At 68.5% G+C, this 26,033-nt stretch carries 16 protein-coding genes; 10 read left to right on the forward strand and 6 right to left on the reverse strand.

Features of this window, described 5'->3' with window-relative positions; all coding sequences use genetic code 11:
• Positions 1-94: 94 nt before the first annotated feature.
• Together rpmE and NR792_RS39150 are read left to right on the forward strand one after the other, a co-directional pair.
• A complete protein-coding gene (rpmE, locus tag NR792_RS39145; protein ID WP_375757787.1) occupies positions 95-343 on the forward strand; it encodes a 50S ribosomal protein L31 in 249 nt (82 codons plus the stop codon).
• A gap of 232 nt (positions 344-575) precedes the next feature.
• The gene (locus tag NR792_RS39150; protein ID WP_375757788.1) at positions 576-1,463 is read left to right on the forward strand and encodes a DNA-methyltransferase; all 888 of its coding nucleotides are present in this window, start codon (positions 576-578) and stop codon (positions 1,461-1,463) included.
• A 1-nt stretch (position 1,464) separates the two neighbouring features.
• On the opposite strand, the gene NR792_RS39155 is transcribed toward NR792_RS39150, so the two are convergent.
• Complete coding sequence (locus tag NR792_RS39155) at positions 1,465-3,219, reverse strand: M1 family metallopeptidase (RefSeq protein ID WP_375757789.1); 1,755 nt, start codon at positions 3,217-3,219, stop codon at positions 1,465-1,467.
• A 129-nt stretch (positions 3,220-3,348) separates the two neighbouring features.
• Here NR792_RS39155 and NR792_RS39160 point away from each other — a divergent pair, with 129 nt between their 5' ends.
• Positions 3,349-5,739, forward strand: a complete 2,391-nt coding sequence (locus tag NR792_RS39160) for a 3-hydroxyacyl-CoA dehydrogenase/enoyl-CoA hydratase family protein (protein ID WP_375757790.1) — start codon at positions 3,349-3,351, stop codon at positions 5,737-5,739.
• Positions 5,740-5,820: 81 nt separating this feature from the next.
• Positions 5,821-6,993 carry a thiolase family protein gene (locus NR792_RS39165; protein ID WP_375757792.1) on the forward strand — a complete coding sequence of 391 codons (1,173 nt, stop codon included), beginning with the start codon at positions 5,821-5,823 and terminating at the stop codon, positions 6,991-6,993.
• Positions 6,994-7,046: 53 nt separating this feature from the next.
• Here NR792_RS39165 and NR792_RS39170 read toward each other — a convergent pair whose 3' ends face one another.
• The gene (locus tag NR792_RS39170) at positions 7,047-8,885 is read right to left on the reverse strand and encodes a DNA mismatch repair protein MutS (RefSeq protein WP_375757793.1); all 1,839 of its coding nucleotides are present in this window, start codon (positions 8,883-8,885) and stop codon (positions 7,047-7,049) included.
• 166 nt (positions 8,886-9,051) lie between these two features.
• Between NR792_RS39170 and NR792_RS39175 the strand changes: the two genes are divergently transcribed.
• On the forward strand, positions 9,052-9,954 hold the full coding sequence (locus NR792_RS39175) for a hypothetical protein (RefSeq protein WP_375757794.1): 903 nt from the start codon (positions 9,052-9,054) through the stop codon (positions 9,952-9,954).
• 108 nt (positions 9,955-10,062) lie between these two features.
• On the opposite strand, the gene mrpC is transcribed toward NR792_RS39175, so the two are convergent.
• The 3 genes from mrpC to NR792_RS39190 form a co-directional block, all read right to left on the reverse strand.
• On the reverse strand, positions 10,063-10,809 hold the full coding sequence (mrpC, locus tag NR792_RS39180) for a Crp/Fnr family transcriptional regulator MrpC (RefSeq protein WP_014395195.1): 747 nt from the start codon (positions 10,807-10,809) through the stop codon (positions 10,063-10,065).
• A gap of 265 nt (positions 10,810-11,074) precedes the next feature.
• Positions 11,075-12,538, reverse strand: a complete 1,464-nt coding sequence (locus NR792_RS39185; protein ID WP_375757795.1) for a sigma-54-dependent transcriptional regulator — start codon at positions 12,536-12,538, stop codon at positions 11,075-11,077.
• Positions 12,539-12,545: 7 nt separating this feature from the next.
• Entirely contained in the window at positions 12,546-13,532 is a 987-nt protein-coding gene (locus tag NR792_RS39190; protein WP_375757796.1) for a sensor histidine kinase, read from the reverse strand.
• Between the two features lie 76 nt (positions 13,533-13,608).
• Between NR792_RS39190 and NR792_RS39195 the strand changes: the two genes are divergently transcribed.
• Positions 13,609-16,458 (forward strand): fused MFS/spermidine synthase, encoded by a 2,850-nt coding sequence (locus NR792_RS39195; protein ID WP_375757797.1) that lies wholly within the window; start codon positions 13,609-13,611, stop codon positions 16,456-16,458.
• Positions 16,459-16,632: 174 nt separating this feature from the next.
• Positions 16,633-16,899 (forward strand): hypothetical protein, encoded by a 267-nt coding sequence (locus NR792_RS39200; RefSeq protein WP_375757798.1) that lies wholly within the window; start codon positions 16,633-16,635, stop codon positions 16,897-16,899.
• 75 nt (positions 16,900-16,974) lie between these two features.
• Here the strand turns inward: NR792_RS39200 and NR792_RS39205 are convergent, their stop codons facing one another.
• Positions 16,975-18,171, reverse strand: a complete 1,197-nt coding sequence (locus NR792_RS39205) for a hypothetical protein (RefSeq protein WP_375757799.1) — start codon at positions 18,169-18,171, stop codon at positions 16,975-16,977.
• 375 nt (positions 18,172-18,546) lie between these two features.
• On the opposite strand from NR792_RS39205, the gene NR792_RS39210 reads away from it, so the two are divergent.
• From NR792_RS39210 to NR792_RS39220, 3 genes are read left to right on the forward strand one after another with little or no spacing between them, the layout of a single operon-like run.
• Positions 18,547-25,344, forward strand: a complete 6,798-nt coding sequence (locus tag NR792_RS39210) for an RHS repeat-associated core domain-containing protein (protein ID WP_375757800.1) — start codon at positions 18,547-18,549, stop codon at positions 25,342-25,344.
• Entirely contained in the window at positions 25,341-25,592 is a 252-nt protein-coding gene (locus tag NR792_RS39215) for a hypothetical protein (RefSeq protein ID WP_375757801.1), read from the forward strand. Before NR792_RS39210 ends, NR792_RS39215 begins: the two co-directional genes overlap by 4 nt.
• Positions 25,592-26,008, forward strand: a complete 417-nt coding sequence (locus tag NR792_RS39220; RefSeq protein WP_375757802.1) for an Imm70 family immunity protein — start codon at positions 25,592-25,594, stop codon at positions 26,006-26,008. Before NR792_RS39215 ends, NR792_RS39220 begins: the two co-directional genes overlap by 1 nt.
• Positions 26,009-26,033 lie beyond the last annotated feature (25 nt).

Consider the following 26,033-nt stretch of genomic DNA (forward strand, 5'->3'; position numbering starts at 1 on the left):
AAAGGGCGGGGCCGTAGCTATAAGCCCCGACCCACCTACAACGCTGGACCTCCCTCCCATCCTGGGCGGGGGCAAGGCGCACTGGAGAGAAGCCATGAAGCCCGAACTGCACCCGGTCTACCCGCCCGCCCGCATCACCTGCGCTTGCGGCAACATCGTCGAGACCAAGTCCACCCGCGGCTCGTTCAGCGTGGAAGTCTGCTCGAACTGCCACCCGTTCTTCACCGGCAAGTACAAGCTGCTGGACACGGCCGGCCGCATCGACCGCTTCAAGAAGAAGTACGCGAACAACGCGCCGGCCGCCAAGAAGGGCGCGAAGGCCGCCGAGCCCGAGAAGGCGTAGTCCTTCCGTTCGACAGCATCCCGCAGCACCCCACGAGCAGGGTCGTGGAGGGCCTCGAAAGACAGAGGCGCTCCCGCCCTGCTCGCGGTGTTTCAACTCCCCGCGCTCGTCAAATTTTCGCGCGCGCTTTGGCTGCTACAGCCAATTACAGGCCAGAAATTCGACGTAGCAGCCAACTGACCGCACAGTCCGCCGCGTCCCTGAAGACGTCTGTCCCAAAGACGGAGGCGTGATGTTCGCGGAAGCTGCTGCCCCTGCCCTGAAGATTGTCCGACGCTCCCAGAACGACAGCGTCTTCGCGAAGCGCGGGGAGGCCTACACGCTGCTGCAGGGCGACAGCCTGGAGCTGATGGCCCAGCTGCCCGAGCAGTCCTTCGACCTCATCTTCGCGGACCCGCCGTACTTCCTCTCCAACGGCGGCACCACCTGCAAGAACGGCAAGCGCGTCTCCGTGGCCAAGGGCCAGTGGGACGTCTCCCGCGGGGTGGAGGAGGACCACGCCTTCACCACGAAGTGGCTCGCCGCCTGCCAGCGCCTGCTGCGCCCCACCGGCACGCTGTGGGTGAGCGGCACGCAGCACGTCATCTTCAACGCCGGCTTCGCCATGCAGAAGCTGGGCTACAAGCTGCTCAACACCGTCACCTGGTACAAGCCCAACGCGAGCCCCAACCTGGCGTGCCGCTACTTCACGCACTCCACGGAGCTGCTCATCTGGGCCTCGCCGTCGTCCGGCGGCAAGCTGAAGCACGTCTTCAACTACCAGCGCATGAAGGCGGAGAACGGCGGCAAGCAGATGCGCGACGTGTGGAACCTGCCGCGCAACGGTGACGAGGAGCTCACCGCCGACGGCGCCGGCCGCATGTGGACGCAGACGGCCCCGCGCGGCGAGGAGAAGGCCTTCGGCAGCCACCCCACCCAGAAGCCGGTGGCCCTGCTGGAGCGCATCCTGGAGGCGAGCTGCCCGGAGAACTCGCTCATCCTGGACCCCTTCAACGGCAGCGGCACCACCGGCGTGGCCGCCCTGAAGCACGGCCACCGCTACGTGGGCATCGACATGAACCCGGAGTACCTGGCCCTGTCCAAGAAGCGTCTGGACGCGACCCTCAAGCAGTCCCCGTGACTCACGCGCGGGCGAGGATGAGCTCCACGCCCTGCCGCGCGATGGGGTGGTACCTCGCCCCGTGCTTCTCGAACGCCGCGCGCGCCACCTTGCGGTGGTCGCGCGACGAGGCGAGCACGCTGTAGAGCGGCTTCAGGTACTTCATGCGCCCCACCTCGCCGAGGAACTCCTCGGCCCGGCCGAGCGGCGCATCGAAGCCCGCGCGCAGCGCCGCCACCAGCCACGCCACCAGCACCTCCGAGTTGCGGCTGGCCGTGAGCGCGTACTTCGCGTCCAGCTCCCGGAAGACGTCCTTCGCCGTGTCCGCCGGCATGGACTCCAGGAAGAGCTGCCACTCGGTGGGCGTCCAGTCCTTCGTGTCCGCCTGCGAAGGCACCTTCCCGCGCAGCTTCTCCAGCGCCTCCAGCCGCGCGGAGGCAGGGCGGGGCGCGCTCTCCGGCACGCCGGGCCGGTTCAAGTACGCGTCCGCGTCCACCTTCGCCAGCGCGCCGGGCAGCTCGCTTTCCGTGAAGCGGACGAACTCCTCCGTGGTGAGCGCCTGGAAGCGGTACTTCGCCAGGTAGCGGCGCAGGAAGCCGTCGAAGGCGGGGCGGCCCACCGCGTCCTCCAGCGCGCGCAGCAGCAGGTAGCCCTTCTCGTAGGGAATCTGGGAGAAGGCCTCGTCGGGGTCCACGCCGGACAGGTGCGTGCGCAGCGCGGTGAGCTGCGGGTGCGCGCGGAAGTGGTGCATCGCTTCATCCAGCGAACGGCGCCCCAGGGCCGCGTGCAGCGCCGCGACCTCCGGCCCCGCCAGCGCCTCCAGGATGCGGCGCTCGGCGAAGACGGTGAAGCCCTCGTTGAGCCAGAAGTGCTCCGCGGACGCGTTCGTCACCAGGTTGCCCGTCCACGAGTGCGCCAGCTCATGCGCCACCACGTTCACCAGGCTCTTGTCCCCCGCGATGAGCGTGGGCGTGAGGAACGTCAGGCGCGGGTTCTCCATGCCGCCGTACGGGAACGACGGCGGCATCAGGAGCAGGTCGAAGCGCTCCCAGTCGTACGGCCCGAAGAGCGACTCCGCGGCCTTGAGCATGTCGTCCACGCCCGCGAACTCATCCGCCGCGTCCTCCAGCGCCTCCGGCTCCGCCCACACCCGCGAGCGCGGCCCCAGCTCCTTCGACGTGAGGCTGCCCACCGCGAACGCCAGCAGGTACGGGGGCACCGGCTGCGGCATCTCGTAGTGCTCCTCCGCCTCCACGCCGTGCTCCTCGCGCCCCACGAAGGACGCCGCCATCACGGACTTGAGCTGCTTGGGCACCCGCAGGGACGCGCGGTAGCGGATGCGGATGCGCGGCGTGTCCTGCAGCGGCACCACGCTGCGCGCGTGGATGGCCTGGCACTGGCTGAACAGGAACGGCTGCTGCCCGCCCGCCGTCTGCGGCGGAGACAGCCACTGCAGCGCGCTCGCCTCCGGCGAGGTCCGGTAGCGCACCGTGAGCTGCTTCACCCCCGAGGGCAGGTCGATGCGCAGCCGGCTTCCCAGGATGGGCTCAGGAGGGGAGAGGATGTAGGGCAAGGGGCGACCCTGGGCATCCACCACGCCCCGGATGTCCAGGTCGCGGGTGTCCAGGTCGAGGGGGCCCGCTGACGCCTCCTTGAGCGTCAGCGTGGCCTCCGCGTGCAGGCGGCGCGTCCGGAAATCGACGCGGGCCTTCCAGTCCAGCGTTTCCGTCTCAGGCTGCGTGCTGTCGTTGTACGAGTGCGGGTCGAGGCGAGCCATGGGGGGACGACTTGTAGTCGGGGAGCCGACCTCCTGGCGAGCACACCCGACGGCAATGCCGGTTGACTTCCGGGTCAATCGCCTACATTTGTGCAGTCCCCTACTTCCTTTCAAGGGAGCCAATTTCCGATGACGACCCGGATCCGAAAAGTGGCGGTGCTTGGCGCTGGCGTGATGGGCAGCGGCATCGCCGCGCATCTGGCCAACTCCGGCGTGCGCGCCCTGCTGCTGGACATCGTTCCGCCCAAGGCTGCTCCGGGCGAGGACACCGCTTCCAAGGCGTTCCGCAACAAGTTCGCTCAAGGAGCGCTGGCCAACCTGCGCAAGGCGAAGCCCAGCCCCATCGTGTCCGAGCAGGTGCTGGCGGCCATCGAAGTGGGCAACCTGGAAGACGACCTCGCGCGGCTGGGCGAGTGCGATTGGATCATCGAAGTGGTGAAGGAGGACCTGGCCGTCAAGCAGGCCCTGTTCGCCAAGGTGGAGAAGCACGCCCGCAAGGACGCCATCATCTCCTCCAACACCTCCGGCCTCTCCATCGTGGGCATGACCGAAGGCCGCGGCGCGGAGTTCAAGAAGAACTTCCTGGTCACGCACTTCTTCAACCCCGTGCGCTACATGAAGCTCCTGGAGCTGGTCGCGGGCCAGGAGACGAACCCGGAGGTCGTGAAGACCGTCCACAAGTTCGGTGAGGAGGTCCTCGGCAAGGGCATCGTCTACGGCAAGGACACCACCAACTTCATCGCGAACCGCATTGGCGTGTACGGGATGATGCGGACCATCTCCGAGATGCAGAAGACGGAGATGTCCATTGAAGAGGTGGACAAGATCTTTGGCCCGGCGATGGGCCGTCCCAAGTCCGCCGTCTTCCGCACCGCGGACATCGTGGGCCTGGACACGTTCACCCACGTCGCGAAGAACTGTTACGACACGCTGACCCACGACGAGGAGCGCAGCGTCTTCGCCGCCCCCGACTTCCTCCAGAAGATGGTGGAGAAGGGGATGCTGGGCGACAAGACGGGCGGCGGCTTCTACAAGAAGGACCGCGCCGCGGGCGGCAAGGACATCCTCGCGCTGGACCTGAAGACGCTGGAGTACCGGCCGCAGGCGAAGGTGCGCTTCGACTCGCTGGGCGCCGCGAAGGACATCGAGAACGTCAAGGAGCGCGTGGCGTCCGTGATGAACGCGGACGACAAGGCCGGCAAGTTCGCCGAGCGCGTCACCCTGGACGTGCTGGCGTACTCCAGCCGCCGCATCCCGGAGATCGCCGACGACCTGGTCAACGTGGACCGCGGCGTGCGCTGGGGCTTCGGCTGGGACCTGGGGCCCTTCGAGGTCTGGGACGCCTACGGCGTCCAGAAGGGCGTGGAGCGCATGAAGGCGCTGGGCCTCAAGCCCGCCGCCTGGGTGGAGGAGATGCTGGCCAAGGGCCGCACGTCCTTCTACGGCGTGCAGGACGGCCGCGACACCTACTGGGACATCCCGTCCAAGTCCGTGAAGCCGGTGGTGGAGAACGCGCGCACGTCCCGCGTGGAGTACCTCAAGCGCGGCAACAAGAAGATCACCGGCAACGACAGCGCGTCGCTGTGGGACATGGGCGACGGCGTCACGCTCTTGGAGTTCCACTCCAAGATGAACTCCATCGACGATGACATCATCGCGATGATGAACACCGCGCTGGATGAGACGGAGAAGAACTTCAAGGGCCTCGTCATCGGCAACGACGGGTCCAACTTCTCCGCGGGCGCGAACATCATGGCCATGCTGATGGCGGCCAAGAGCGAGGACTTCGACTCCATCCGCAAGATGGCGTCCGCGTTCCAGCAGGCCAACCAGCGCATGCGCTACAGCCCCGTGCCCGTCGTGACGGCGCCCTTCAACCTCACGCTGGGCGGCGGCGCGGAGGTCACCATGGGTGGCAACGCGGTGCAGGCCAGCGCGGAGCTGTACATGGGCCTCGTGGAAGTGGGCGTGGGCCTCATCCCCGGCGGCGGCGGCACCATGATGCTGCTGCGCAACGTGTTCGGCACCTACGCGGCGGACAAGGACTTCGACGCGCTGCCCTTCCTCAAGAAGGTGTTCCTCGCCATCGGCACCGCGAAGGTGGCGACGAGCGCGGAGGAGGCCCGCGAGTTCGGCTTCCTGTCGCAGCAGGACGGCATCACGGGCAACCGCGACTTCCTGCTGTCGGACGCGAAGTCGCGCGTGCTGGGCCTGGCGAACGGCGGCTTCCGCCCGCCGCGTCCCACGCGCTTCCGGCTGCCGGGCCCCAACGGCGCGGCCACCATCGACATGATGCTGTACGACATGCAGCTCAACAATCAGATCAGCGCCCACGACCGGAAGATCGCCCAGAAGCTGGCGCGCGTGCTCTCCGGCGGTGACACCAGCCCGTCCGTGCTGGTGACCGAGGAGAAGCTGCTGGAGCTGGAGATGGAAGCGTTCCTGAGCCTCATCGGCGAGGAGAAGACCCAGGACCGCATGATGTTCATGCTCGAGAAGGGCAAGCCGCTGCGCAACTAGCGCGAGGCGTTTACCCAATGGTTTTCCAGACGCGAATTCCGAAGCACGCCCGGACGCTGTCCGGGCAGGGAGACATCTAAAATGTCCGGTCGAGTCGTAATTGCCAGCGCGGTGCGCACCCCCTTCACCCGCGCCCACAAGGGAGAGTTCAAGGACACGCGTCCGGATACGCTCGCGGCCCTTGCCATCAAGGAGGCCGTCGCCCAGGTCCCCGGCCTGAAGCCGACGGACGTGGAGGACGTCATCCTGGGCTGTGCCATGCCGGAGGCCGAGCAGGGCATGAACGTGGCCCGCAACGCGAGCCTGCTCGCGGGGCTGCCGGACACCGTGCCGGGCATGACCATCAACCGCTTCTGTTCCTCGGGCGTGCAGTCCGTGGCGCAGGCGGCGCAGGGCATCAAGTCCGGGATGATGCAGGTGGCCATCGCCGGTGGCACCGAGTCCATGACCATGGTGCCCATGGGTGGCAACAAGGTCTCCGCCAACCCGGAGATCATGGAGAAGATCCCGGAGGTCTACACCTCCATGGGCGCCACCGCGGAGAACATCGCCACGCGCTACAGCGTCACGCGTGAGGACGCGGACAAGTTCGCGGCGGAGTCCCAGCGCCGCGCGGCCACCGCCCGCGAGCAGGGGAAGTTCAAGGAGGAGATCTTCCCCGTCACCACGACGGTGTTCGACGAGGACGGCTCCAAGAAGGAAGTCACCGTCTCCGTGGACACCATCCTGCGTCCGGAGACGACGGTGGAGGGCCTGGCCAAGCTGCGCCCGGCCTTCAACGCCAAGGGCGTGGTGACGGCGGGCAACGCGTCGCCGCTGACGGACGGCGCGGCGGCCGCGGTGGTGATGAGCGAGGAGAAGGCGAAGGAGCTCAACGTCAAGCCGCTGGGCTACTTCGTGGACTACGTGGTCGCCGGCGTGCCGCCGGAGGTCATGGGCATCGGCCCCGTGCCCGCCATCCGCAAGCTGCTGGAGCGCAACAAGCTGAAGATTGAAGACATCAGCGTCTTCGAGCTCAACGAGGCCTTCGCCGCGCAGGCGCTGCACTGCATCCGCGAGCTGGGCATCCCGCTGGACAAGGTGAACCCGAACGGCGGCGCCATCGCCCTGGGCCACCCGCTGGGCGTGTCCGGCGCGCGCATGGTGGCCACCATCCTGCGCGAGCTGAAGCGCCGGGACGGCCGCTACGGCGTGGTGAGCATGTGCATCGGCGGCGGCATGGGTGCCGCGGCGCTGGTGGAGCTGGCGAAGTAGTCCGCTTCCCGTTCGCGCCCCCTGTCACACGAAGGGGGCGCGAAGGGGATGAGTCAGGAGGCCGGGGCGTCCGGGTCGTTCACCGGGACGCCCGCCAGGCGCAGCACGCGCAGCGCGTTGGTGGTGTCCACCACCCCCTGCCGGAGCCGGTAGTCGAACACCATCTTCCCGTCCTCCAGGTGGTCGCGGAAGTGGACGTTCACCACGTGCGAGCCCGGCTCGTCCGCCAGCACCGCCAATGACAAGTCATGCGTCGTCACCGCGCCACACGCGCCGGAGGCGAGCAGCAGGCGCAGCACCTCGCGCGAGGCAATCTGGCGCTCGCGGGTGTTGGTGCCCAGCAGGATTTCGTCCAGCAGGAAGAGGGCCTGGCCCTTCGCGGCCGCCGCCGCGTCCAGCACCATCTTCAGCCGCAGCACCTCCGCGTGGAAGTACGACACGCCGCGCTCCAGCGAGTCCTTCACGCGCATGCTGGTGAGCACCTGCACCGGAGACAGCCGGAACGCCGCCGCGCACACCGGCGCGCCCGCCAGCGCCAGCACCACGTTGGCGCCCAAGGCCCGCATCAGCGTCGTCTTGCCGCTCATGTTGGAGCCGGTGATGAGCAGCGCGTGGCGCGGGCCGGGCAGGGACACGTCGTTGGGCACCGGCGCGTCCAGGAGCGGGTGACCCAGCGCGGTGGCCGTCACGCTCGGGCCCTGGGCCTCCAGCTGGGGCCAGGTGAACGCGGGGCGGTCATGCGCGAGCCCTCCCAGGCAGCAGAGGGCCTCCAGCTCCGCGAGCCCCTCGAACCACTGGCGCACGTCGCGGCCGTGCGCGGCCCTCCAGCCCTCCAGCGCGAAGAGGGCGTGGATGTCCCAGAGCGTGAGCCAGTGCACCACGGGGTGGAACTGGTGCCGCTTGAACTCGATGAGCGAGTACAGCCGGCTGAAGCGCCGGAACAGCGCGGACACCGGAGGGCCTCCTTCCGCCCGCAGGCCGGCCTGGAGCTGCTTCAGGCGCGGGTGCTCGAAGGTCTGCCCCTCCACGCGCTCGAAGAGGGACGCGTAGCGCACGAAGCCGCGCTCGCCCTGCTCCACGGCGTCGTCCATCCGCTTCAGCGTGCGGCGCGTGGCCACCGCGATGCCCAGCTGCGCGAACAGGCCCAGCCACACGAGGCTGTCGGGAATCACGCCCACCGTGCCCAGGATGAAGAGGGTGAGCGTCACGGGGGGCAGCAGCACGGCCAGCGGGCGTGCCCAGCGGATGGCGTCCAGCGACGGGCCAGCCTCCGCCCACTGGATGAAGAGGGCCGGGTCCGCCTTGTCCTTCGCCACCACGCGGGCGTCCGCGCAGAGGTCCTGGCGGAAGTCCACGCGCGGGGCCAGCTCGCGCGCGGCGCCCTGCCGGGTCACCACCGTCTCCGCGTTCGCGGGTGCGGACAGCCACGCCGCCAGCCGCTCCTCGCCCGCGCGCGTCGCCGTCTCGTTGATGAGCTGGAAGAGGCTGCCCTGGCCAAAGACATCCAGGTCCGTCGCGTACAGGTGGTTGGGGGAGAGGAAGCGCTCACCCTTGTCGGTGAAGGAATGCCAGCCGCCCTCCAGCCGCGCCAGGCCGCGCTCGTTGAGCAGGACGAAGAGGCGCGCGCGCTGCTCCTTGAGGAACACCTGGTGGTGCAGCACCGCCAGCACGCCGTAGACGGCGAGCGCGCCCGCCGCCGCCCACCACCAGGGCTTGGGCAGCCGGCCCATCAGCGTCAGCGCCGCGATGACGAGCGCCACCACGAAGGCCACGGTGCGCAGGTTGGCGTACCTCGCGCTGACGCGGTCCAGCGCCGTCAGGTCCGCCTGGGCGGCGGCGCGGCGGTCGGTGTACGTGCGATGGGGGCTCGGGGACTCGGTAGGGACGGGCACGATGGCCGCGCATGCTGTGCGGTGGCACCCCCGAGGGCAAGCGCGCAACGTGCTCCGTCACGCTTCGCCGCCGCGTGACGTTGACTTCCCGTGGGCCCCCGGGATTTGAATGCGACGTGTGAGGGGCGGTCGGGCCGGCCGTGCCTCGCGGAGGGGGTTCAACCCCATGTCGTTCCCCAAGGTCGTGCTGGGCGGAGGGCTCCTCGCGGGCCTGCTCGCCGCGCCTCCCGCTGAAGCGCGCTTCGGCAAGCGCTCGGATTCCAACGAAACGTCGAAGCCCGTCCACAAGGCGTCCGCCATTGGCGCCAATGACGGCGATTCGAAGCAGGAGGACGAGAACCAGAACCGCTCACCGAAGACGACGACGGTGTCCTCCACGGAGGACTCCTTCGAGTTCCGCGACAGCAGCGCTTCCGACGATGCCGCCGCCATCATCCTGGGCGCGGTCTTCGAGCTCTTGTTCAGTGGAGTAGGGGAGGCCATCGCCGCCACCGGCACCCACCATGGCCACGACATCGACGCGCCGGACGCGTCGCCCCAGCGCAACTCGCTGCGGCACGCCGTGCCGTTCTCCTTCCGCGCGGGCGTGCTCGCGTCACCCATCGAGGGGGGCATGGGCGTGGACTTCGACGTCGGCTGGGACGTCCGCCGCTTCGGTGTGGACCTGCGGCTGTCCCGGCTGATGGGCACCCGGGAAGGGACGACGTCCCGGGACGCGCGCACCCTGGGCGAGATGCACGTGACGTTCTCTCCCCTCGTCCGGCAGGACCTGCGCCTGCGCGCGGAGGCCGGTGTCTCCACCGTGGACCTGCCCGGTCGCGTCTACGTGGGCCCCAGCCTGGGCATGTCCGTGGAGGCGTGCGTCCTGGGCCCCCTGGACGCGGAGGCGCGCCTGCAGGTGACGCCCGTGCCCTACCAGCAGGTGGACGCACGCGCGGGCCTGGCGCTGCACCTGGGCAGCCTCATGCTGCGGGGTGGGGCGCGCTACCTCGCCCTGGACTCGGAGGTCGCCCCGCGGGGGCTGGCCCTCGGCTTCACCCCCGAGTTCGGCATGGGCTTCACGTTCTGAAGAGCGCCGTGCCGTGAAAACACCACGGGCCCGGCCGCGGATGCTCTCGCGGTCAGGCCCGTTGGACGTCACGGTCCCCTGGACGGGGACGCGCGGCCTACTTTTCGCCTACTTCTCCTTGGAGGCCAGCTTGCGCAGGGCCTTCTGGTCACGCACGCAGAGGATGCGGCCGACGTTGCCGAGCACGCCCTCGCGCTTCATCTCGTTGATGAGCGTGGACACGAAGGAGCGCGAGGCGCCGACGAGGTCCGCCAGGTCCTGCTGGGTGATGCCGCGCAGGTCCGTCTCACCGCCGTGCGGGCAGCGCTCGCCGTGCGCCTCCACCAGCGTGAGGAGGGTGTCCGCCAGCCGGGCCGGCACTTCCTTGAAGGTCAGGCCCAGCACGCGCTTGCGCAGCGAGCGCACGCGGTCCGCGTAGGCGCGCACCACGTCCACCGCCAGGGCCGGACGGGCCTCCAGCTGGGCGCGGAAGTCACGGCCCTCGATGCTCCACACCTCGGCCTCGCCCGCCGCCACGGCCATCTCCTCGATGGGCGTGCCCTCGGGGCGGAACAGCTCGCCGAACAGGTCGCCCGGGCGGAGGATGGACACCACCGAGCGGGTGCTGTTCTTGCCAATGCGCATCAGGCGCACGCGGCCGGACTTCAGCAGGTACACGCGGTCCGACGTGTCGCCGGGGCGGTAGATGGTGGAGTTGTGCGGGAAGGACTCGACCTTGAAGTAGCCCTTGAAGTCGATGGCTTCCTGGCCGGGGACCAGCTTGTTCGCGGTCACCATCATGCCGGACGACGTCGCCTGCAGGGGCGCCACGACATTGGAACCGATGGGGCCGAGGGGGCGGTTGAAGCCGTGCATGGGAGTCTCCTGGAAAGACGGAAGGGGATGGGGAAGGTTGGTCGCTGCTGCTGCTGCGGACGGACCTTGCCCTTTCCAAGAGGCGTGCCACGGGCACTTGAAGTATTCCCAGGGGAACAGTTCGAGGAATGCCGGGTACTTAGCGCTACAGCCCTGCCCAGTCCCCCCCACTGTGTCCGAAACCTGAAACAGAACGTTCAAACAGTCTGATCAGTTTGAACGAAACGTTAAAGGGGCACACCGGTTTGTCCGGGCTGGGACACTGTCAGGAAGCATCCTTCACCGGATAAGGGTGCACCTGTGGACCATGACCCTGTGCAAGACCGAACTTTTGAAGCTTTCGTTCAAGGGTCGGACGGCTGATGCCGAGAATCTGACACGTGCGCCCCTTGTGGCCCTTCGTGACGGCCATGGCCCGGGCAATGAGCTGCCGCTCGGCCTCTTCCAGGGTGGGGATGAGGCTCACGTCGTCCACGGCGGGGGCCGCGAACATGCCGCCCGCGGGGCCGGGGGCGCGCTGGGGGTCCAGGGGGCCTGACGGGTGGGCCTCCAGGGCGGGCAGGTCGTCGCCGCGCAGCACGTCGCCAGGGGCGAGCACCACGGCGCGGGTGAGGACGTTCTCCAGCTCGCGCACGTTGCCGCGCCAGGGCAGGCGGGTGAGGCGCTCCATGACCTCGTGGGGCACGCGGGTGACGCGCTTGTGCACCTTCTCGTTGATGCGCTCCAGCAGGTGCTTCACCAGCGGGGGGATGTCCTCGCGCCGCTCCCGCAGGGGCGGGATGACGAGGGTGATGACCTTGAGGCGCTGGTAGAGGTCCTCGCGGAAGCGGCCCTGGTCCACCTCGTCCGCGAGGTGGCGGTGGGTGGCGGCGATGACGCGGGCGCGCAGCTTCACGCGCTTGACGCCGCCCACGCGCTCGAACTCGCGCTCCTGGAGGACGCGCAACAGCTTCGCCTGGAGCATCAGCGACATGTCGCCAATCTCATCCAGGAACACGGTGCCGTCCTCGGCCAGCTCGAACTTGCCAGGCTTGGCGCCCACGGCGCCGGTGAAGGCGCCCTTCTCGTGGCCGAACAGCTCGCTCTCCAGCAGCGTGTCCACGATGGCGGAGCAGTTGATGCCGATGAAGGGGCGGGGCTCGTCGTAGGAGTAGTTGTGGATGACGCGGGCGATGAGCTCCTTGCCCGTGCCGCTCTCGCCGTTGATGAGCACGGTGGCGGTGCTGCCCGCGACCTTGCCAATCTCCTTCACCAGCTGCTGCATGGAGGGGCTGGTGCCCACGATGTCGCCCAGGCGGACGACGGCGTTCTCGCGGTGGACCTCGTCCGCGCGGCGCGACAGCTGGCGGTACTCCAGCGCGCGCTCCACGACGAGGTCCAGGGCGGCCGGGTCCGGGAAGGGCTTGTGGATGTAGTCGAACGCACCGGCCTTCATGGCCCGGATGGTCGTCTCCATGTCGTGGTAGGCGGTGACGAGGATGATGCGCGCGTCGCCGCACAGCCCCTTCATCTCCTCGATGATCTCCAGGCCCGTCCGATCCGGGAGCATCATGTCCAGGATGACCACGCTGGGCAGGGTCTCCTGGGCGGCCTTGAGGCCCGCGGCGGCGCTGGTGGCCGTCACGACCTGGTAGCGCGGCTGCCCGTCGTCCTGCGAAATCTCCTCGAAGTGCATCGTGAGGGTTTCGAGCAGGGACACGTCATCGTCGACGATGAGGAGGGTCTCCATGGGGTCCTCAGGCGGCGAACGTCAGCGTGAACACCATCCCTGGCTCCGCACTCCCCTGGGCCGCCACGTCGCCCCCCACACCCGTCATCACCCGCCGCAGGGCGGCCAGGGACAGCCCCGCGCCCCGCGCCAGCCGCGAGCCGAAGGGGTCGAACAGCGAGCCCCGCTCCTCCGGGGGCAGGGCCGCCGCCGGATCATCCAGGATGAGGCTGACGTGGCCCGGGTCCGGCTGGCGCAGCGTCACCTGGACGCGGCCTTCTTCGGGCAGGCCCATGGCGACATTGAGCAGGACTTGAGCGAGCACGGGCCTCAACCGGTTGGGATCCACCCTCACGCGGGGCAGGTCCGCCTCTTCCTTCACATCCACCTCGATGCGGCGCTCGGCCAGCTCCGGGGCCACCATGGCGGTCGCCTCCTGGACGACCGAGCGCAGGGCGTGGGCGTCCAGGTTCGCGGCGCTCTCCCGGCCATACTCGGAGAGCAGCCAGAGCATGCGCTCCATGGTGCGGATCTCCCGGTTGGCGATGGTGAGCCGCCGCTTGTCGCGGTCCGACAGGCCGGTGTTCCGGGCCAGCGTCTGCACCGCCATCTTCACGGAGGAGAGCGGGTTGCGGATCTCATGGCTGAGCGACGACGACAGCTTGGAGATCTGCACCGGCGGGGCGCCCTCCAGCACGGTGCCCAGGTCGAGCACGCCCGCGGCGGCCTCCTCGCCGTCCATGCCCAGCACGAGCCGCAGGTGGGACGCGGGCGGGTTGCCGGTGGGGCCGCCCGCGGAGAGGGTGACGAACTCCACCGCGCGGCGGTCCTCGCGCGCCCGGGCATCCAGCTCGCGGGCGCGCTCCTGCGGAACCCCGAGCGCGGTGTGCAGGGGCATGCCCACGAGCGCCTTGGCGTCGCGGCGCAGCACCTGGGCGCAGTCCCCCTCGGCGCGTGTCACCCGGAGGTGGGGGGACCAGGCGAGCTGCGCGGCTTGCAGGAGTTGGGCGTTCATTGGTGGACCTGAAACATACCGGGTAACGTCGAGTGCTGTCCCTATGACCCGCACCCCACGTCCTCCGAAGAACCTTGTGGCCGCCCTTCTGTTCCTGTCCGGGGCGACGGCGCTCGTCTACGAGCTGGTCTGGTCCAAATACCTGGGGAACGTGCTGGGTAACAGCGGGCAGGCGCACGCCGTCGTGCTGGCCACGTTCATGGGGGGGCTGGCGCTGGGGGCCTTTGTCTTCGGGCGGACAGCGGACCGGGTGAAGAGCCCCCTGGCCCTCTACGGGGTGCTGGAGCTGGGCGTGGGCCTGTACGCGCTGGCGTTCCCCACCGTGCTGGGCGGGCTGGAGCACCTGTGGCTGGCCCTGGCGCCCCACGTGCCGGAGGGCCTGCGGGTGGCGCCGCGCCTGCTCGTGTCCTCGCTGTCCCTGGTGGTGCCCACGCTGCTGATGGGCGGCACGCTGCCGGCGCTGGTGCGCCACTTCGCCTCGAGCCTCTCCGGGGTGCGCAAGGAGCTGGCGCGGCTGTATGCCATCAACAGCCTGGGCGCGGCGGTGGGCGTGTACGTGGCGGGCACGCGGCTGGTGCCGCTGGTGGGCCTGTCCGCGTCCGCTCAAATCGCCGCCGGGCTCAACGTGTTCCTCGCACTGGCGGCGTTGGCGCTGGCCCGGCAGCACCCACCGGCGGTGGTGGTGGGGGCGGCCCCGGCCGCGGAGGACGTGGCCTATCCCCGGCGGGCGGTGCGCGCCGCGCTCATCGGCGTGATGCTGTCTGGCTTCACGTCCATGCTGTATCAGGTGACGTGGATCCGCCTGCTGGCCATCGTGCTGGGTGCGTCCACGTATGCCTTCACGCTCATCCTGACGGCGTTCATCCTGGGCATCGGCCTGGGCAGCTTCTGGCTGATGACGCGCAAGGAGGGCGGGGACTCGCTGAAGCTGTATGGCTGGACGCAGGTGGGGCTGGTGTTGAGCCTCTGCGTGGCGCTGCCCCTGTACGTGCGGCTGCCGCACCTGTTCCGCTGGTCGGAGTGGATGCTCACGCGCGCGGTGGAGACGTGGCCCATCTTCCAGGGCATCACCTTCGCGTTCTGCTGCGTGGTGCTGCTGGTGCCCACGTTCATCATGGGCGCGGCGTTCCCGGCGGCGGCCCGCGTGGCCACGGCGAAGGTGTCCGAGGTGGGGCGCGAGCTGGGCGGCGTCTACCTGTGGAACACGGCGGGCACGCTCTCCGGCTCCGTGCTGGGCGGGCTGGTGCTGATGCCCTTCTGGGGCATGCAGGGCAACTTCATCGCGGGCGCGGTGGCGAACCTCGTCGCCGCGGCCCTGGCGTTCCGCGCGCTGTCCCCGCCGAAGCAAGGGGAGGGCGCGGGCGCGGTGCCTGCCTGGCGGACCTTCGCGCCGGTGGGCGTGGCGGCGGTGCTGGCGGCGGTGGTGCTGGGCAGCATGCAGGGCTGGCCGCAGCGGCTGTCCAACATCGCGGCGGTGCGCGCGTACCAGAAGCCGCCGGAGAGCTACGCGAAGCTGGTGGAGGACACGGAGCGGACCATCGTCCCCCGCTTCTACGCCGACGACACCTTCGCCACGGTGATGGTGGGAGACCTGGCGAGCGAGAACCTCCGCTTCATGAAGATCAACGGCAAGACGGACGCCACGAACGGAGGCGACATCGAGACGCAGGTGATGGCGGGCCACCTGGGGGTGCTCCTGCACCCGCGCGAGCCGAAGAACGTGCTGCTCATCGGCTCTGGCGCGGCCATCACCGCGGGCAGCGTGCTGGCGCACCCGGTGGAGCGCCTGGACATGGTGGAAATCTCGCCGGCGGTCATCGAGGCGGCGCGTCTGTTCAAGGCGGACAACCGCAACGCGGTGGATGATCCGCGCACGCACGTGCACATCGACGACGCGAAGACGTTCATGGCGCTGGCGCCCATCCAGTACGACCTCATCGTCAGCGTGCCGTCCAACCCCTGGGTGACGGGCGTGTCCGGCCTCTTCACGCGCGACTTCTTCCAGCTGGTGGACAAGCACCTGACGGACGACGGCGTGCTGGTGCAGTGGATCCACACCTACGAGAGCAACCGCGAGCTGGTGCGGCTGGTGATGCGCACGCTGCACGACACCTTCCCGCACGCCACGACGTGGCTGGGGCCGGAGGACCTGGTGATGGTGGCCAGCCGCAAGCCGCTGTCGTTCGACGCGGCGGCGGTGGCGGCGCGCATGGCCCGGCCGGACGTGAAGGCGGACCTGGCGCGGGTGGAGATCCACGACATGTTCGGCCTGCTGTCCAAGCAGGTGCACACCGAGGCCGGCCAGAAGGACTTCGCGGGCGAGGGGCCCATCAACACGGACGACCACAACCTGCTGGAGTACGCGTCGCCGGTGGCCTTCTTCCTGGCGAACCTGGACGTGCGCGTGAAGGACGAGCGCCGGGCGCCGGACAGCGGGCCGGGGCTGCTCTTGCATCAGTACCTGCGCGAGCACCCGCCCACCGCCGAGCAGGTCGCGGGGCTGTACCGCAACGTGGAGCGCTACCACTCGGAGAGGGACCCGGTGGTCCGGGGCGTGGCGGCGCTGTGGCGGTCGCTGGCGCCGGAGGACCCCGCGTCGGCGCTCGCGCTGGGCCGGGCGGTGCTGGCGCAGGGGGACCTGACGCTGGCGGCGTCGCTGCTGGAGCCGGAGGTGGCGAAGGGAGGCCGTTCCCCGGAGCTGGTGACGGAGTACCTCAAGCTGGTGACGGCCCGGACCTGGTCGTCGCGCACGGTGTGGACGCCCATGAACGCGGACGGGGCGCTGGCGGTGGGCCGGGAGGTGGCGGCCCGCCATCCCCAGGACGCGAAGCTTCAGAAGGCGTTCAAGGCCTACTGCGAGGCCCTGCCGCCGGCCGCCTGTGAGAGCACGACCCGTGCGCCCACGGCGGCGCCCGGCGGGCCCTGAAACAGGGGCGGATCAGGCCTTGAGTGCTTCCATGTCCGCGATATTCCTTGATCAGGCCCCCCATCCTCCCGATGACGGATGGAGGCGCTTGCCCGCCCGTTGTACTGTCTGTATCGACCCTGACTTCCCGCAGGGTGTGTCTTTCCACCGCTGCAACGACCCCCGGAGCTTCCCATGAACGCGATCGCGAAGGCCCCCAAGAAGCAGTTCCGCAAGAACCGTGGTCAGGGCATGACCGAGTACATCATCATCGTGGCCCTCATCGCGATCGCCGCCATCGGCGTCATCACCCTGTTCGGCGACAACATCCGCAAGCTGTTCGGCGCCTCCGCCGCGGCGCTGGCCGGTAACGACAACGTGGCGAACGACGGCCAGACGGCGTCCGACGCGCTGAAGAAGAAGACGATGAAGAACTTCGGCCAGAACAACACCTACAACTGAGCCACCTCGGTTGTGCGGAAATGGCAGGTCCCTCCACCTGGAAGGGCCTGCCATTTTTCTTTGCGGGGGAGGGGACTACCGCGCCTCGGGAGCGGGGCGGGGCGCGAGGGTGAAGCCCAGGCGGCGCAGCATCACCTGCCGGATGGAGGGGATGCGGAAGCGGAAGATGAAGGCGTCCGCGAAGTAGTGCGCGAGCACGCACGCGAAGCCCAGGCAGGTCAGCGCGCGGAGCAGGGGATGGGCCTGCGCGCCGCCGCCGATGCCCAGCGAGCCGCGCATGGGGCCATCCAGCAGGAAGCCATGCACCACGCCCAGCGCGAACAGCGGGAGCATGGACGCGACCATGGCGGGCCAGATGAGCTTCTGGCTGAGGCGGGGCGGGTCGCCCTCGCGAGGCTCCAGCATGCGGGCGCTGAGGACGTAGTACTCCAGGCCGTGCATGCCCGGGAGCATCACGTAGCCCCAGGACGGGGCGACGAGCGCCAGGCCCGTCGCGGTGGCCATGCCCAGGAGGTAGAGCACCTTGGGGCCGCTGGCGGCGCCGGAGCGGAGCACGGAGCGGAAGAGCAGGAGGAAGTAGCCCAGCCAGACGGCGATGAGCACGGGCAGCGTCTGCCACGGCAGGACCGCGCCCTGGCCCACGTCGAGGTAGGCGGGGGCGCCCGGAGCGGCGGACTCGGCGACGAAGAAGATGCGGATGAGCAGGACGGAGAGGAGCACCGGGACGTAGAGCTGCTGGAGCTTGCGCTCCAGGGCGGAGGGCGGCGCGAGGCCGGCCTGTCCACCGCGCAGGCCGTGCAGGGACCACAGGCCCCGGTGCTGTGACAGCGTGTGGTGCATGCCGAAGACGTTGAAGATGACGGCGACGGCGAAGGTGTGGATGGAGCGGTCGGCGTAGAAGGTGAAGAACAGCGCCGCGCCCACCGCGAGCATGGCCAGTGCGCCGGCGAGGATGGTGCGAGGCTGCCTGGGGGCGGCGGTCAGCACGTCGCGGTGCACGCCGAAGAGCAGGAACGTGAGGATGACGTGTGTGGCATTGCCCAGGAGGTTCTGGGCGGTCCACCCCAGGAGCCGGTGGGCGTTGTCCGCGGCATCCGGGGCGAAGAACGTGCTGGCGAAGGCGGCCACCAGCGTCAGGGCCAGGGGGATGCCCAGGATGGCGAGGTCTGCCCGGGGAGAGAACAGCCACAGGCGGCGAAAGCGCAGGGAGCCGGGGGCGGCCGGCGCGTCCTGCTCCGTGGCGGTGGCGACTCCGGGGCTCAGCGGTGTCATGGGACTGGGAGTATACCGGGTCCCCCGGCCCCAAGAACCCGGGCCGCCCTGCCTGCCAGGCAGGAGGGAGGGGACGGGAGCCGATGATGGCGAGGGTCTCAGCGGCTTTTCAGATCACGCAGGGAACGCCACTTCTTGAGACAATCATGGAATTCGTGAGGTTGTCTGGAACTGCGTTGTCGCTCCCCGCGCTTCCGACACGCGGGTCCGAACGGTGCGGCGACTTCGCGCGGCCCAGGTGCTCTCCGCGTTGATGAACCGCGCACGCGCCCCGAGTGAGCCACGAGCAATGCGAGGCCTCTCTATGATTTTCAGTTGAATGCGCATAGAAGGCCGCGCATGCATCGTGGTGGTGAGTCGCGGAGTCGTGGTGGTGTGGGACGTCAGGTAGGTGCTTCCCTGGTGTTGTTGCTGTACTGGACGCAACTCCTTGCGAGCTGCGGGCCCGTGGGCACCTTCCGCACTGAAGAGGATGAGGCACGGGAACAGCGGAAGCTGGCGCTGTCCATCCAGCCCCAGGACACCAGCCCGCTGGAGGTCCCCGCGGACACACTGGTGCCGAGTCCCTCGGGACCGTCTACCGCGACGACGCCCTACACCGCCGACGTGACGGGCGATGGCGCGGCCTCTGTCTCCATTCCGCTCTGGACTCCGGAAGGGCGCGCGGGAATCCAGCCCCGCCTGGCATTGAGCTACAACAGCCGGGGGCCCGACGGTCCGCTGGGCGTGGGCTTCAACCTGGTCGGCCTGTCCCAGGTGACGCACTGTCCCCGGACGCTCGTGCAGGATGGCGCCTCCCAGGCCGTGGACGTCAATGCCCACTGGAGCAATGCGCTCTACTGTCTGGACGGGGAGCGCCTCGTCCTCGTTTCGGCCTCCAATAGCGAGGGCTTGCCCGAGTTTCGCACCGAGCGGGAGTCCTACGCCAAGATTGTCATTGCGCGGCAGGATTACCTGGGGCGGCCGCTGACCTTCCGTGTCTCCACCCAGGAAGGCCGTGTCATGACCTTCGGCGAAGTGGGCACGCGCACGGATGGCCTGCTGATGGCGAGCACGCTCGGCCCCATGAGCTGGGCGCAGACCCTGCTGGAAGACCGGGCCGGAAACCAGATGGAGGTCTTCTACGAGGGCGCGCCCAACACGGCGGGCGCGGGCGCATGGATCCGGCCCGACCGGATTCTCTACACCCGCTTCGTCGCCCCCGTTGGCAGCGGAGAGACGGACGCCCCCGCGCGGCGCTCGGTGAAGTTCCGGTACGACGACAATCGCCCCGACGTGTTCGTGGGATTCATGGCGGGGCAGAAGCTGCGCCGTCACTTCCGCCTCTCCAGTCTCGAAATGCGCGGCCCTGACGCGAGCGGCGCGGACGCCGTGCTGCGCACCTACACCCTGCGCTACGACAACAAGAGCATCAGCAAGCGAAGCCTCCTGCGTGAAGTCCAGGAGTGCGATGGCTTCGGCACCTGCAAGCTCCCTGTCCAGTTCGACTGGGAGCAGGGCTCCTGGGAGTTCGAGGACAAGGACGTCGGCGAAATCCAGGAGACGGTCACGGGCGGAGGAGTGCATGCGTTTGGCCTGGGCGCGGGCCGCTTCGGGCTCGGGTACCTGTCTCAGTCCTTCAAGGTGCGGACCGAGACGTGCGGGTACCAGCAGCAATCGCCTTGCTACGAGCGTTTCCCGCCCAACCTGAACCCGACGTTCACCCGCGACCACTGGCAGGACGTGTTCCGCATGCACGTCCAGAAGGACCCGGCTGTCGACCAATGGCAGGTCGAGACCCCCACCGCGAACTCCACGTGGGACTCCATCCTGTGCATCCCGCGGCCGGCCCTTCGCCCCCTGGTGGTGGACTGGCACGGCGATGGGAAGTCCAGCCTCGCGGCCCAATCCTGCCGCGTGGGTGAGTTCACGGTGCGCGCCAGCAATGGCATGGACGTCGACATTCTGGAGTCCCAATACGGCTACCGGCACGACGACCAGTACGACTCCGTCTGGGGCAGTTCACGCACCGTCTACTGGCTGGACATGGATGGCGATGGCCTCAACGACATGGCCTACATTGGCACCCCGCCCACGGTGTCGTCCTCGGACCGGGTCGGCGTCCGGCTGCACAATGGGGGCGAGCGGCTGAGCACCGCCTCGCGCTTCTTCGCGCGGACGGACCTGGGCATCCGCGCCGTCGACCTCGAGGGCGCCGGGCGCATGAGCCTGGTGGGCCCGACGGAGGCCGACCCCTCCTACCTCTGGGCCGTGAGCGCGTCTCCGGGACAGAGCGCGCTCGTCGAGCTGCCGACGCGCTTCAAGCGCCCCTTCTGGTTCGGATCGCCCTACGAGACTCCAAGCCATGGCCTGTTCGACTTCCTGGACGTCAATGGAGACGGACTGGCGGACGCGGTCGCCCTGGGCAGCGACGCAACCACGTTCCTGTCCCGCATGGAGGTCCAGCTCAACGACGGCATGCGAGGCTTCGCTGACTCCACCGTCCAGCAGCGCTATCCCGTGGCCGATGCGTCCTACATGGCGAAGCGGACGGGTGACTTTGATGGAGACGGGCGGACGGACATCCTGCTCGTGGAGTTGAGCGGTTACATGCGCCTGCTCCTCGCGGGGCCGCAGGGCGCGTTCACGGAGTTCAAGACCCTGCCGCTCTCTTCGGGCCAGGGCCTGAAGTGGATGCAGGTCGTGGACGTCAACGCAGACGGCCTGCTCGACATCACGCGACGGGTGGGAAACCGGCTGCACGTCTATGTGCGCAAGCACGCGACGGACGCCCTCACGCGCGTGTATGCCGGAACCCAGCTTCCAAGTGGAACGGCCGCCTCCGGCCTCCAGCACCGCTTCGACTACGCGTACCTCTCGGACAAGTGCGACCCCGCGGTGTCGAACTGCGACCCCTGGGTCTCGCCCCGCGTCTACTCAAGCACCGTCACGGATGACGCGCTGATCCGGCGGGCTCCCGAGACGATGCGGGTCGTCCGCCGGCTCAGCGTCTACGTCAACGATACGCAGGAGCGCGGCTGGACCTATTCCTACAAGGACGGGCGCTACCACATCCGCGGGCATGGCTGGCTGGGGTTCGCCGAGCGCTCCCGGCTGGATGGACGGACGTTTGAGCTCACGACGACGACCTTCGACAACCGGAGCTTCCCGCTCTGCAACGAAATGCTCTACTCCCAGTGCCTTCCGGGCCTGGCGCATCAGCCCCTCCGGGAAGTGACGCTCACACCGGTTCATGTGGAGACCGGGCTGCAGGAGCACCGGCGTCACACGGTGGAGTGGAAGTACCAGATGGCACTGCTCGCGCCCGGCCGCTACGAGCGCTACGTCCGCGTCGTCTCCGAGAAGTTGGAGATGGTCAAGTCCGGGCAACCCGTCACGCCCCTGGGCGAGACGGAGCGGGTCACGCAGCTCGACGCATACGGAAACACCGTCTCCAGCATCGTGCGCACGCGGGATGCGAACAGCACGGAGGAGTTCGCCACCCACACGACGGGCATCACGTTCGACGCGGCGCAGTGGATTCCCCTCGGCGCCTGGACCTCCACGAAGACCTGGGCGCGTTGTGGCTTCACCGCCCCCGAAACAGGTTGCGGAGGCGGCGACCCCGCGTCGGCGCAGGTGAGGCGCGTCACCTTCGACAGCCAGGGGCGCGCGGCCATCCTGGAGCGCGAGCCCGGCAGCCAGGGCGCGGCGGTGGCGCCGAACGTCAGCGACCTCTATCTGAAGACGGCCTTCGCCTGGGGGGAGAAGGGCTTGGTGACCGCGGTCACCCGCGAAGGCGGCGGCCAGTCACGCGTGGAATCCATCGTCTATGACACGGTGGATCAGGTCTATCCGCGCCACACGGTGGACGCGGTGGGGGGCGTGACACGCTTTGCCTTCCACTCGGGCCTCGGGGTGTTGGCCCAGAGCGCGGACCCCAACGGAGTCCGCACGCGTTACCAGTACGACGGCTTTGGCCGGGTGAGGACGTCGGTGCCCCCCTACACGGGGCCGGCGGAGGCCTGCCACCGGATCGTCACCCAGAGCCATTACGAGTGGGAGGGGAACCTGCCCCGGGTCCGCACCTCGGTGGTGGACCGGGACAATGCCCCCGGCCTGGGGTGCGACAGGACAGACAGCCTGCCCGCCGAGAGGCTGACGTCGTCCATCGTCCGGTTCGATGCGCTGGGCCGCCCTGAGAAGGCTTCGACCCAGGACTCGACCCTGGTCCAGACGTATGAGGACTTCCGGTACGACGTCCACGGCAACCTGTCGAAGCACTACCTGCCCAGGCTCGAGGCGGAGATTCCCGAACTCGCGCCGGCGCTCCTCACCGAAACGCGCGACAACCTGCAGCGGCTCGTCTCGCGTCAGCTCCAGGACCAGAGCACCACGGCGGCGTTGTTCACGGTGGAGCCTTACCGGACGTCGACGACGGTGACGGATGCGGATGGACGCAAGCGCCGGAGCACCCTCGACCACCGCGGGCTGCTGATGGAGAGCCGGGATGGCGTGGGCACCTCGCTCGAGGTTCCCACGACGTACCAGTACGGCGCGTTCACCCGGCTCGTGGGCATCACGGACACGAACAACCAGACCCTCACCACCACGTTCGACAAGCTGGGGCAGCCGGTGCGCACCCAGGACCCCAACGCCGGCGTGCGGCTGCGGGCCTTCAACGCCTTCGGTGAGCTCAAGTGGGAAGCGGATGGAGAGGACACCGACGCGGCCCGCCACGTCACCACGCTCAGCCGGGACGCCCTGGGCCGTGTGACGCAATCCCTGACCCAGCAGGGGAGCTCCGTCCAGGAGCTCACGACGTTCGTCTGGGACACGGCCCTGCATGGCTTCGGGCAACTGGCCAGCACGACGACGGAGGTCGCGGGCTCCCCCGCCATCACCACCGTCTATTCGTATGACACCCTCGGCCGGCAGGGCACGCTGACACAGCAGGTGGGCAGCGGGGACATCCTGGCGCTCACCCAGACCTTCGACGCCCATGGCCGGCTGTCCACGCTGGCCTATCCGCCCACGAGCGATGGGCGTCAATTCAAGCTCAAGTATGAGTATACGCCCCGGGGGGAGGTGCTCTCGGTCAAGAACGCGGACTCGGGGCAGGTCTACTGGACGGCGCTGGAGCGCGACTTCCAGCGGCAGGTGACGCGTGAGCGCTTCGGAGACCAGGTCACCCGCACGCGGCGCTACGACGTGATGGGGCGGCTGCGTTACCTGGACGCCGTCCGGGGAAGCACCAACGTCCAGCGGCTCATCTATGAGTACTCGAAGGGCGGCAATCTCAAGGCGCGTCACGACCACGTGCAGCAGTCGAGCGAGCAGTTCACCTATGACGCGTTGGACAGGCTCGAGAGTTGGACGCTGTATCAGCAGTTCAATTACTGCGTGACGTCAACGACCCTCTTTGCCTACGACGACGTCGGCAATCTCCTGGGGCGCGATGTCGTCTGGGGCCAGGGGACTTCCGCGACCTATTCCTACAGCGAGCCTGGCGCCACGGGAGGGCCGCATGCCGTGAAGCGGGCCACCTGGGGCGGCACACAGCAGACGTTTGACTATGACCGGCGCGGAAACCAGACCGTCGCGCGGAATGCCCAGACAGGCGCGGTGGCCCGCACGTACGAGTACACGCTGTCAAACCTGCCCTCTCACATCACGGAAGGGGGCGTGGACGTGCGCATGGCCTATGACGGCACGGGTGCGCGCGCACTCAAGCGGAGCACCCAGGCAGGAGCCACCCACGAGGTCATCTACCTGAGGGGGCTGTATCAGCGCCGGGATGGGACGTCACATGTCTATGCGGTGCCGGGCGTGGAGGGGCTCGTCGCGGAGGTGCAGTGGACGGACAACACCTCCGCGGAGCAGGTCCGCTACCTCCTGGCGGATCGCCTGGGCAGTCCCGACACGGTGGTGGGCGCCGCGGGGGAGGTGTTGGAGCGCCACAAGTACGAACCGTTCGGACAGCGCCGCAGCGACGTCAACCTGACGCAGGACTCGACGGCGCCGTTGTCCGGAGGCCATGTCGGTTTCACGGGGCATGAGTTCGATGACGAGCTGGGACTCGTGAACATGCGGGGCCGGATATACGACCCGCGCCTGGGCCGGTTCCTGAGTACGGACCCCGTCGTCGTCGACATGGGCAGGAGCCAGGCGTTCAACGCATACGCCTATGTGCTCAACAACCCGATGAAGTACACGGACCCGACGGGGATGTATCCCCAGTACGTGTCAACGACGTACAGCGGCTCGAGCATCGGGTTGGGGGTGGGGCTGGGGGTGGCTACCGGGTTCGTCCCGTGGGCGCTCTCGAAGATCCTGGGGACGGGGCCCAGCTCCTCCACGCGCATGCGGACCGATGACGCCACCGTCTCGCCGATGCGCCACATTGGGGATGAAGGTGGCAGTGTGGGCGCGCAGGTCAGCGAGAGCACGCCGCCCCTGTGGCAATGGGGGTCCGCGGCGGAGGTCGCCAATGCGTGGGACAACGGCCCCCGCCAGGACTACTACAAATGGCTCGCGAATGAGCTCAGGCCCCGTATGTCGGCCGGGGAGATCCGGGACCTGGCGCTGTTGACCCTGTCCGTGGAGCTGGGCGCGGGGACGGTCGATTCGCTTCGCTTCGGCGAGGGCTCGGCGGAGGGGTCCGCCGGTGGGTTCGTCCAGGATGTGTTCCGGGCGCTGACGCTGGTGGGGGGAGCCTCCAAGGTGGCGAGGACGCTGCGCCCCGCCAAGGCTCCCGTGCCCGCCGAAACGCCTGCCCAAGCGCCTGCTCAAGCGCCCAACCAGGTGCCGCCCCAGCTGACCGCGGGGGTTCTTGAAGAGGCGCAGGCTCTGAAAGCGCTGGGTTCGAATGGGAAGGTCACGTTCCAACCCACCATCGAACAAACGGAGAGCGCGGCATTCAAGGTGATTGTCGGAGAGCCCAAGCTCACCCGCCAGGGCAACCTTGTATCCACCATCTATGATGGGTCGTCGGTCGCGTCTGGCGTGGCTGAGATCAAGGCCGGAAGAAGCCCGCTCAACTCCAGCTACCAGCTCCGCCTGCAGGTCTATGGGGCGCTTGTCAATGGTTGGAACTACACCCTCTATACAAGTAGACCCATCAATCCGGCGTTCCGCGCGTTTCTGATTCGCATGGGCGTCTCGATTCAACCCCTGCCTGGGAAGACCCCATGAAAGTCAAGTACACGCGACACCAGGTTCCCCGTGGAACGCGCCCTGATGCGGAAGTGATGGGCAAGATCTACTTGATCAAGAAGGTGTCAGTGCTTCGAGCGACCTATCAAGTCAGGCTCCTGGCTTTCAAGGCGGTGGAGGAGCGCAAGCGGCTCATGCTGAAGGTCCCAAAGTCCTGCCAGTTCCACCCCTCGCTCAAGGCACTGATTCGGTTGACCGGAAGCACCATCAAGCGGGAGGAGATGTAGTGGGGCTCTATCTTTGTGTCTTCGAAGATGACGAGGAGCTGGAGGGCGTCGAGGTCGGGTCCTATGCGGACTTCGGCGCGTTTCGTGACCATGTCACTCGCGAACTGGAGCCAGCGGGAAAGGTGGGCTCCCGCTTCCCCACGCTCATCATGCACTCGGACTGTGATGGTGAGTGGTCTGCCGCCGAGTGTGAGCGATTGCGTGACGAACTGGCGACAATCGCAAAGGAGTTGAAGGTGCGGCCGGCGGTCGCTTTCACGTCGGACTGGCAACGGGCCGTCGCGAAGTCCATTGGCCTGGTGCCTCAGAACGCGTTCGAGTCGTTCATCGACGTGGATGGTGAGTTCCTGGTCGAGCGGCTGCAGGGGCTGGCTGAGTTCGCGGTCCAGCGTCAGGCGCCCATCTTGTTTCAGTAGCTGTCACCCGCTTCCCGTACCGGGT

It is taken from the genome of Corallococcus exercitus, from assembly GCF_042231735.1.
Classification (GTDB): domain Bacteria; phylum Myxococcota; class Myxococcia; order Myxococcales; family Myxococcaceae; genus Corallococcus; species Corallococcus exercitus_B.

What these genes read in the sequence shown, in the direction of transcription:
- rpmE (WP_375757787.1), top strand. Translation starts at nt 95, where the DNA reads ATGAAGCCCGAACTGCACCCGGTCTACCCGCCCGCCCGCATCACCTGC.
- NR792_RS39150 (WP_375757788.1), top strand. Translation starts at nt 576, where the DNA reads ATGTTCGCGGAAGCTGCTGCCCCTGCCCTGAAGATTGTCCGACGCTCC.
- NR792_RS39155 (WP_375757789.1), bottom strand. Translation starts at nt 3,219, where the DNA reads ATGGCTCGCCTCGACCCGCACTCGTACAACGACAGCACGCAGCCTGAG.
- NR792_RS39160 (WP_375757790.1), top strand. Translation starts at nt 3,349, where the DNA reads ATGACGACCCGGATCCGAAAAGTGGCGGTGCTTGGCGCTGGCGTGATG.
- NR792_RS39165 (WP_375757792.1), top strand. Translation starts at nt 5,821, where the DNA reads ATGTCCGGTCGAGTCGTAATTGCCAGCGCGGTGCGCACCCCCTTCACC.
- NR792_RS39175 (WP_375757794.1), top strand. Translation starts at nt 9,052, where the DNA reads ATGTCGTTCCCCAAGGTCGTGCTGGGCGGAGGGCTCCTCGCGGGCCTG.
- mrpC (WP_014395195.1), bottom strand. Translation starts at nt 10,809, where the DNA reads ATGCACGGCTTCAACCGCCCCCTCGGCCCCATCGGTTCCAATGTCGTG.
- NR792_RS39185 (WP_375757795.1), bottom strand. Translation starts at nt 12,538, where the DNA reads ATGGAGACCCTCCTCATCGTCGACGATGACGTGTCCCTGCTCGAAACC.
- NR792_RS39190 (WP_375757796.1), bottom strand. Translation starts at nt 13,532, where the DNA reads ATGAACGCCCAACTCCTGCAAGCCGCGCAGCTCGCCTGGTCCCCCCAC.
- NR792_RS39200 (WP_375757798.1), top strand. Translation starts at nt 16,633, where the DNA reads ATGAACGCGATCGCGAAGGCCCCCAAGAAGCAGTTCCGCAAGAACCGT.
- NR792_RS39205 (WP_375757799.1), bottom strand. Translation starts at nt 18,171, where the DNA reads ATGACACCGCTGAGCCCCGGAGTCGCCACCGCCACGGAGCAGGACGCG.
- NR792_RS39215 (WP_375757801.1), top strand. Translation starts at nt 25,341, where the DNA reads ATGAAAGTCAAGTACACGCGACACCAGGTTCCCCGTGGAACGCGCCCT.